The following is an 8338-nucleotide window of genomic DNA, read 5'->3' on the forward strand; positions in this document are numbered from 1 at the left end:
CTGTTTCCTATGAGTGGTTCACCTTGAAATACTCGCGTGCCGTGACTGATTTCTTGAGTTATGGTGATTTCTGGTGTATGGAAGCAGGTTGAAGGGGTGGCGTATCCTGTTGGTTGATCTCCGCCAAGATCACAACCAACAGAGGAATGATACGCCATGTCCAAGTCTAACCTGCACGCTCTTTCACAACCAGAGGTAGTCAGCAACGACCCGTTGCACGAGCTGATCCGACAGGGTGCCCGGGACCTGATCGCACATGCCGTCGAGACAGAGCTGGAGAGCCTGTTGAAGCAGTACGCGGACGTCAAGACGCCGGATGGCCGCCGTGCTGTGGTGCGAAATGGACACCTGCCCAAGCGCACGATCCAGACAGGCGTTGGGGATGTTGAGGTTCAGGTACCCAAGGTCAGGGACCGCAATGGCTCCGGGATTCGCTTTAACAGTCAGTTGCTGCCGCCGTACCTGAAGCGTGCCCAGAGTCTGGATGAACTGATCCCCTGGCTCTACCTGCGCGGCGTCTCATCAGGTGACTTCCAGGAGGCCCTGAGCGCGCTGGTCGGCGAGCAGGCCAATGGCCTGTCGGCGAACACGGTATCCCGGCTCAAGGCGAAGTGGCTTGATGAGCATAAGGACTGGCGGCGGCGAGACCTGAGCCAGAAGCGTTACGTCTACTGGTGGGCCGACGGCGTGTACAGCAATGTCCGCCTGGATGACCGGCTCTGCCTGCTGGTGGTCATTGGCGTGACTGAACATGGTCACAAGGAGCTGGTTGCTGTCGAGGACGGCCACCGAGAGTCCGAAGCCAGCTGGCGAGAGCTGCTTACGGACTTACGGGAAAGAGGCCTGGAGCCTTCGCCCAAGCTGGCTGTTGGCGACGGCGCACTGGGCTTCTGGAAGGCCCTGAGCAAGGTGTTTCCGGACACCCGGCACCAACGATGCTGGGTACACAAGACGGCCAACGTGCTGGATAAGCTGCCCAAGTCGGTGCAGCCGAAGGTCAAGTCGGCACTGCACGAGATCTATCTGGCCGAGACACGAGACAGCGCCCACAAGGCGTTCGACAGCACCCTGCGGCGGTTCCGGGACAAGTACCCCAAGGCCATGGAAAACCTGGAGAAGGATCGGGATGAATTGTTGGCCTTCTATGATTTCCCGGCGATTCACTGGATTCACTTGCGGACCACCAATCCGATTGAATCCACCTTCGCTACAGTAAGGCTGAGAACCAAGCGGAGCCGCTCCTGCGGCAACCGTGACACGACACTATCGATGGTGTTCAAACTGCTCCAGTCCGCCCAGAAACGCTGGAAGCGGATCAAGGGGTTCGACCAACTGAAGCTGGTCGTGGACAACGTACAGTTTCAGGATGGAATAGAGGTGGAAGACCAATCTGACAGGAACGCTGCCTGATGGTCATACACCAGATTTGACAATAACTCCCTGGACGGCAGCTTGAGCATCTGAGATAGTGTTCAATCAATTGAGTTGCTAACCACTAATGTTCTGGTCGATTGCATCGACATTGCGCATGAGCAACAAATGGTCGCTCCATTTATTTTAGAGTGACTGGTTTGTGCTGAAAGCAGTTATTCCACTATTGCTTTAAAACAAACGTGGCAAGTGTTCTCAAATCATCCTCCGATAACGACTCAAATGCTGGCATTGGAATATTGCCCCATTTACCCACCCCTCCGGACCGAATATTTGCCATGACGGTATTGAGTGCCTGAGGAAGATCACGATAGCGCTCAGCAACATCGTGATAAGCGGGCCCAACAATTTTTTGATTAAGGGCATGGCAAGATAAGCAGGCATTATTGGCAAGAATTGTTCTTGCATCAGATTTATTTTGGCTGACCGGTGTTGTAGTTGTATGCGCGGATACTTCGCTCAATTTTGCACTGCCATAGGTGGTAGCCAAATACTCACTAATTAACTTTATATCCTCTTCGTTGATGGGTGCTCCGTAGGCGTGTTGCATTTTGCCAACTTCAGCAGCCCATTGTTTAAGGCTCATTCCAGGGGGTTGCAGGTTGATGTAATCTGCAGAATGGCAAATAGAACATTTCTGCTGTGCAACTTTATATCCAGGAAGTGAAGAGGATTTGAAAATAGCCGTTTCAGCAGGTAACGTGATGCTCTGAATCTTTAGAGGCTGCTGATGGGAGGGCTGATCCTGTGCAGCATACAGATGCGAACTCATGGTCAAAAACATCAGCATATATGTAAATTTCCGCATTTTCATACCCCCCTTTAAATCACATTCACCTGAAGTGTTTCGACGACATTACGCGCATACCCACCAGGATTCCAAGTAGCAACCATGGGTTGCTGCTCTCCGCTATTGGCTGTGGCACGCACCATGAGTGAGAGCGCACCTGTGACCGATGGCTTCAGTAAAATGCTCCACGCTCTAAATGAAAAACGGCCCAGGTCTTTCCCTAATTTGGCTTCTGCCCAATGTTGACCGCCATCAGAAGAGACTTCCACTTCACGGATACCGCTTCCTCCATCAAAGGCGATACCTCTTAGGCTGAGCGTCTCATTTACCTTAATTTGCTGCTGATTGTTTAAATTAGTAATAAAAGAGCGTACTTTGAGTTTGCCAATTGGCTTGGTCTTATCTGCAGTCGTAGCAGGTTCTACACATGCGCAATCATTATCTGGCAAGCGGTAGGCCGTATTCATAAAAAAACTATCGTGGCCATCAAATGCCTTATCAAGCAAAGTGATCTGACTTAAATGTTTGACCCAGTAAGTACCAAAATACCCTGGCACTATCAACTTAATGGGATATCCGTTTAAAAAAGGCAACTCTTCTCCATTCATTTCCCAAGCAATCAAAGGCTCCCCATTCAACGCATGATCAATTTCCAGCGTCTTTACAAAATCGGGAGTAGAGGGAAGAACCGGTTTATCCAGGCCATTAAACGCGACCTGGACAGTCCCTGCTTTTACGCCTGCTTTTTCTAATACGGTTTTGACAGGAACACCGACCCAGCGCGCGTTACCCATGGAGCCATTGCCGAGCTGTGCCCCAAAGACTCGCGGAACACTATATCCACGACTATTGCCCGAGCATTGATTCACAGCGACGACTTCCTCTGTAGGCATCGCTTTTAAATCGGCCAGCGAGAGAGAAAGTGGTGTGTTCACGTTTCCTCCAACCTTCAGCTGGTAGGTCTCTGGATTGATGGATAAGGGAAAGTTAGCCAAGTGATAACGTACAAAAAAAGCATCATTGGGTGTAATCACGCCTTCGTCAAACACCTCAAAAGGGGTTTCCAAATGTGGGGGGCGTGTTGTAATGCGCATGAGTTTGCGCTTTTGCGGATAGGCTATCAGTTCACGTTCCCCATTGCCAAAAGAAAGCGTCTCCATGGCAGCGGCCCAGCTTTTGCTTGACTGGCTCATCAAGCCGATTAAACCTGCCCCTGCTGCCTGCAGGAACAGTCGGCGACGCCTGATTATTTCTTCTTTGCTTTGTTTCATATGGATACTCCTTGATTAAATCCCTATTCAATTCCTCAAAAAAATAAGCCTAAGAGGGAGCAAGCTTATGCAAGTAAAGTCACTATGCAGTAGTTGATGACCGTGCCACCAACAATGAGCCAGGCAAATAAAAGCCCGCCGAGTAAAATAGGTTTGACACCCGCCTGTTTAAGTGCAGATAAATGTGTACACAACCCGAGCGCAGCCATCGCCATAGTTAGCAGCAATGTATCCAATTCATTCGCTTGCCTTACCCAGTCACTCGGCAAGATGGCGAGCGAATTTAAGCCTGCAACCAAGATAAAAATGACTGCAAACCATGGGATGGTCACTTTAGTTTTTTTCTTATCCTGCTTTAATGGCTTATCTTGATTCGCACACTCGGTTTTTGTTGGTTGACGGTTGGCCAGGTAGACCGAAAGCAACATAAGAAAAGGCGCTAGCATCATGACTCGCACCATTTTCGTAATGACTGCGGTATCGGCAATTGTGTCTCCCAGCGTTTCTCCAGTTGCAACGACCTGCGCAACCTCATGTATGGTCGAGCCGGTAAATAACCCGAATGCTTGATGACTTGCGGGCAACCAATGCCACGTTTGGTTAAGGGTGTACAAGGCCGGATAAATGAACATTGCAAGCGTGCCAAAGATGAGGACCGTAGAGACGGCAACAGAGGCGTGTTCAGCGCGTCCACGTACAATCGGTTCTGTCGCCATTACCGCAGCAGCACCGCAAATTGCACTTCCCGCACCAATTAAAACCACCGTATGGGAATTCAGTCTTAAAAGTTTATGTCCCGCAATCCAGGCTAATGCGAAGGTGCTTGTCAGCACTAGCGCATCGATCAGCACTCCTTGCAATCCCACATTTGCAATGTCTGAAAAAGTCAGTCGAAAGCCGTACAGGATAATGCCTAACTGCAACAACCATTGACGTGAAAACGTAACACCTGAGGCGCATACCTTGGCGATTTTTGGGTAAATCGTGTTACCCAAACCAATTCCAATCAAAATCGCCAGTGTCAGTGGGCTAAATACATGTAGCTTCAACAAGCTTGTATCACTTAGCACCAATGCAACACTTGCAATGGCAAGGCTGAATGCCACCCCAGGTAAAACAATCTGAAAGTTCAGCTTTTGGCCCATATCAATCCTTAGTAGGGTATGAAGACGATGGGTAATTTACAAGAGAACGACTTACAATAAAAACAGATTATTTTTATAATATCTATCGATTAAACTGGTAAATTGAATTTAGGCTGCTTGAGATGCGTATCACATTAAGACAATTGCAAATATTCATTTCAATTGCGAAGTGCGGCTCAACTACGGCTGCGGGAGAAGAAATAGCCCTCTCACAATCAGCCATTAGTGCCTCCATGGCAGAATTAGAGAAAATTGTTAATACGCAGTTGTTTGACCGTGTGGGAAGACGCCTGCAACTCAATGATCATGGCAGAGCCATGATGCCTCACGCGCTTGCTTTAGTAGACCGAGCCGAAAATCTCGAAACGTTATATGCTGGCGACAATGCGCCTAGCACCTTAATTGTAGGAGCAAGCTTAACGATTGGCAACTATCTTTTGCCCCGCCTGCTTTCCGCCTATTGGCGGCAACAAGGCCTTAGCCTGAGCGATGCATTACCACCTTTACAGATAGCGGTTGCCAATACTGCTGACATCATCCATAAAGTTGCAAACTTTGAGGTGGATATAGGACTGGTCGAAGGTGCTTGCCATCACCCTAATATCACTGTGAAACCGTGGTTAAAAGATGAGCTACTGTTGGTAGCTTCGTCTGATCATCCATTGGTACGCCAATACGATACCCGTATCATTCCAACAGAGCAGCTAGCCGATGCCAATTGGCTACTGCGCGAACCTGGATCAGGAACCCGTGAAGCCCTTGAACAGGCTTTGTCACCCGATATTTCGCATATGAGGAGTACATTAGAATTCAGTGATCATGAAGCTATCAAACATAGTGCTGCAGAAGGTTTAGGCATTGCCTGTCTCTCACGATTAGTCGTATCCGATATGCTCACCTCTGGCAAGCTTGCGCAGCTTAATACCAAGTTCAGCGGCTTACATCGAAGATTTAGCTTACTATTGCATCATCAAAAACAAGTGACTGATGGGATGCAGCATTTCATTCAGCATGCACTCAGTGAACATAATCTTTCTTAATTTAGCGTGAGGATTGGGTTGAATCCCTTTGCAGAACGTAATCGGGGTCTGAAACACGAGTGTTGGTAAACGCGTTTCTTTCAAGAGTTGTAAATTGTGTCATCTTCCAGATGCAAGGGTTATTAATCTTTACTCTCACCTTACTGATTCAGATTGGTTGAATCGTGACTTAATCAACTGAATCGCCACTAATTCACCAGACACTTTTAAGCTGTAATTGGACTTCACAGGCCTTTCTAGCTGATTATCATGTTCAATTCATACTTACTTGACTGAGGGAAGCAAAGCCAATATTATGCAATCAACAACTGACCCATAGTATATTGTGGCTTGACCACTCTGACCTTGGGGGGGAAAGGCCAGCGAAAGCTGGTTTTTTCATTTCTAGACTAGCTCCCAAGACAGAATCATTCCTTCCAAACTTCGCAGATAATCTGCTCAGCATCGGTCGAAACTACGAGGTTACCTCACTATAGTAGATCATTTGCAATTACGACCTGTGTATCAATAATATGTAATTCCTGTCTTGCATCCCTTTGAAGTAATGAAAAGCGCTGAAGTTGCCGATTGAAATATAAGTTTCTTTCTCCTAAATGACAATTCAGGAAGTCATTACATATAGACCTCTCCAAAGTGTGCATTAAATGATTTTGCTCTATTGTGCTCCTACTACCATCCGCCTCAATGACCTGACTAGCTGTACAGGTTTTATATCCCTCTGAGGAATAATCAATAACAATTCCTCCACGAAGAATTGTCTGCATTTTTTTTGCCTGTGTAACCAAATTTCCGTCTCTATGTATCCAATTAATTTTCGATTGAAATGGGAGGCCCTTACTAAAAAGGACTTCCCCCTTACATGTGAATACTGAAATCTGGAAAATCCCATCAGCGCCAGTAAAGTTTTCAGGAGCTTTAGCACCTCGCCCTCGAAGTTTTTGATAATCGAACTCAACTTCATAGAGTAGCTCCCCTACATTTACCGGAATCTTCCCTATACGGGTAAGCTCTTGTCCTAAAGCACCTGTCACAGCATCTTCATCTGCAGAATTTTTTTCAAATAACCTTTCAGCTATTTTAATACCGCTCGCATATTGTTCACGTATTTGGGAAATAACATCCTCTGGTAGTAGCTCCTGCAATCCGCTGATGGATTGAGCACTCATTTTTACCTCTTAATCATTTAGTTGTTATTCAGGAAAACAGTATTTTTTAAATATCTAGAGTTATGGTGATTTCTGGTGTATGGAAGCAGGTTGAAGGGGTGGCGTATCCTGTTGGTTGATCTCCGCCAAGATCACAACCAACAGAGGAATGATACGCCATGTCCAAGTCTAACCTGCACGCTCTTTCACAACCAGAGGTAGTCAGCAACGACCCGTTGCACGAGCTGATCCGACAGGGTGCCCGGGACCTGATCGCACATGCCGTCGAGACAGAGCTGGAGAGCCTGTTGAAGCAGTACGCGGACGTCAAGACGCCGGATGGCCGCCGTGCTGTGGTGCGAAATGGACACCTGCCCAAGCGCACGATCCAGACAGGCGTTGGGGATGTTGAGGTTCAGGTACCCAAGGTCAGGGACCGCAATGGCTCCGGGATTCGCTTTAACAGTCAGTTGCTGCCGCCGTACCTGAAGCGTGCCCAGAGTCTGGATGAACTGATCCCCTGGCTCTACCTGCGCGGCGTCTCATCAGGTGACTTCCAGGAGGCCCTGAGCGCGCTGGTCGGCGAGCAGGCCAATGGCCTGTCGGCGAACACGGTATCCCGGCTCAAGGCGAAGTGGCTTGATGAGCATAAGGACTGGCGGCGGCGAGACCTGAGCCAGAAGCGTTACGTCTACTGGTGGGCCGACGGCGTGTACAGCAATGTCCGCCTGGATGACCGGCTCTGCCTGCTGGTGGTCATTGGCGTGACTGAACATGGTCACAAGGAGCTGGTTGCTGTCGAGGACGGCCACCGAGAGTCCGAAGCCAGCTGGCGAGAGCTGCTTACGGACTTACGGGAAAGAGGCCTGGAGCCTTCGCCCAAGCTGGCTGTTGGCGACGGCGCACTGGGCTTCTGGAAGGCCCTGAGCAAGGTGTTTCCGGACACCCGGCACCAACGATGCTGGGTACACAAGACGGCCAACGTGCTGGATAAGCTGCCCAAGTCGGTGCAGCCGAAGGTCAAGTCGGCACTGCACGAGATCTATCTGGCCGAGACACGAGACAGCGCCCACAAGGCGTTCGACAGCACCCTGCGGCGGTTCCGGGACAAGTACCCCAAGGCCATGGAAAACCTGGAGAAGGATCGGGATGAATTGTTGGCCTTCTATGATTTCCCGGCGATTCACTGGATTCACTTGCGGACCACCAATCCGATTGAATCCACCTTCGCTACAGTAAGGCTGAGAACCAAGCGGAGCCGCTCCTGCGGCAACCGTGACACGACACTATCGATGGTGTTCAAACTGCTCCAGTCCGCCCAGAAACGCTGGAAGCGGATCAAGGGGTTCGACCAACTGAAGCTGGTCGTGGACAACGTACAGTTTCAGGATGGAATAGAGGTGGAAGACCAATCTGACAGGAACGCTGCCTGATGGTCATACACCAGATTTGACAATAACTCTGATTTCTTCGGATATAAAGGGTTGGATAAAGGACCCGATGCAGATGGCAAGGG

General features: G+C 49.1%; 7 protein-coding genes. 3 read left to right on the forward strand and 4 right to left on the reverse strand.

All coding sequences use genetic code 11. From position 1 onward, the window contains the following. The first annotated feature begins 156 nt into the window (after positions 1–156). A complete protein-coding gene (locus tag V7Z75_RS13800) occupies positions 157–1410 on the forward strand; it encodes an IS256 family transposase (protein WP_334109229.1) in 1254 nt (417 codons plus the stop codon). Between the two features lie 184 nt (positions 1411–1594). Here V7Z75_RS13800 and sorB read toward each other — a convergent pair whose 3' ends face one another. The 3 genes from sorB to V7Z75_RS13815 form a co-directional block, all read right to left on the reverse strand. After that, positions 1595–2221, reverse strand: coding sequence for a SorB family sulfite dehydrogenase c-type cytochrome subunit (sorB, locus tag V7Z75_RS13805; protein ID WP_334109230.1), 627 nt, complete (start codon positions 2219–2221; stop codon positions 1595–1597). A 32-nt stretch (positions 2222–2253) separates the two neighbouring features. After that, positions 2254–3492: a SorA family sulfite dehydrogenase catalytic subunit gene (gene sorA, locus V7Z75_RS13810; RefSeq protein WP_334109231.1), complete on the reverse strand. Its 1239-nt coding sequence runs from the start codon at positions 3490–3492 to the stop codon at positions 2254–2256. 65 nt (positions 3493–3557) lie between these two features. Beyond that, positions 3558–4637 carry a YeiH family protein gene (locus tag V7Z75_RS13815; protein WP_334109232.1) on the reverse strand — a complete coding sequence of 360 codons (1080 nt, stop codon included), beginning with the start codon at positions 4635–4637 and terminating at the stop codon, positions 3558–3560. Positions 4638–4759: 122 nt separating this feature from the next. Here V7Z75_RS13815 and V7Z75_RS13820 point away from each other — a divergent pair, with 122 nt between their 5' ends. Further along, on the forward strand, positions 4760–5677 hold the full coding sequence (locus tag V7Z75_RS13820) for a LysR family transcriptional regulator (RefSeq protein ID WP_334109233.1): 918 nt from the start codon (positions 4760–4762) through the stop codon (positions 5675–5677). A gap of 470 nt (positions 5678–6147) precedes the next feature. Here V7Z75_RS13820 and V7Z75_RS13825 read toward each other — a convergent pair whose 3' ends face one another. After that, positions 6148–6843, reverse strand: coding sequence for a hypothetical protein (locus tag V7Z75_RS13825; RefSeq protein WP_334109234.1), 696 nt, complete (start codon positions 6841–6843; stop codon positions 6148–6150). Positions 6844–7001: 158 nt separating this feature from the next. On the opposite strand from V7Z75_RS13825, the gene V7Z75_RS13830 reads away from it, so the two are divergent. Then, complete coding sequence (locus tag V7Z75_RS13830; RefSeq protein WP_334109229.1) at positions 7002–8255, forward strand: IS256 family transposase; 1254 nt, start codon at positions 7002–7004, stop codon at positions 8253–8255. Positions 8256–8338 lie beyond the last annotated feature (83 nt).

It is taken from the genome of Methylobacillus sp. (assembly GCF_036844465.1).
In the GTDB taxonomy this organism is placed as follows: domain Bacteria; phylum Pseudomonadota; class Gammaproteobacteria; order Burkholderiales; family Methylophilaceae; genus Methylobacillus.

What these genes read in the sequence shown, in the direction of transcription:
- sorB (WP_334109230.1), bottom strand. Translation starts at nt 2,221, where the DNA reads ATGCTGATGTTTTTGACCATGAGTTCGCATCTGTATGCTGCACAGGAT.
- V7Z75_RS13820 (WP_334109233.1), top strand. Translation starts at nt 4,760, where the DNA reads ATGCGTATCACATTAAGACAATTGCAAATATTCATTTCAATTGCGAAG.
- V7Z75_RS13815 (WP_334109232.1), bottom strand. Translation starts at nt 4,637, where the DNA reads ATGGGCCAAAAGCTGAACTTTCAGATTGTTTTACCTGGGGTGGCATTC.
- V7Z75_RS13825 (WP_334109234.1), bottom strand. Translation starts at nt 6,843, where the DNA reads ATGAGTGCTCAATCCATCAGCGGATTGCAGGAGCTACTACCAGAGGAT.
- V7Z75_RS13830 (WP_334109229.1), top strand. Translation starts at nt 7,002, where the DNA reads ATGTCCAAGTCTAACCTGCACGCTCTTTCACAACCAGAGGTAGTCAGC.
- sorA (WP_334109231.1), bottom strand. Translation starts at nt 3,492, where the DNA reads ATGAAACAAAGCAAAGAAGAAATAATCAGGCGTCGCCGACTGTTCCTG.
- V7Z75_RS13800 (WP_334109229.1), top strand. Translation starts at nt 157, where the DNA reads ATGTCCAAGTCTAACCTGCACGCTCTTTCACAACCAGAGGTAGTCAGC.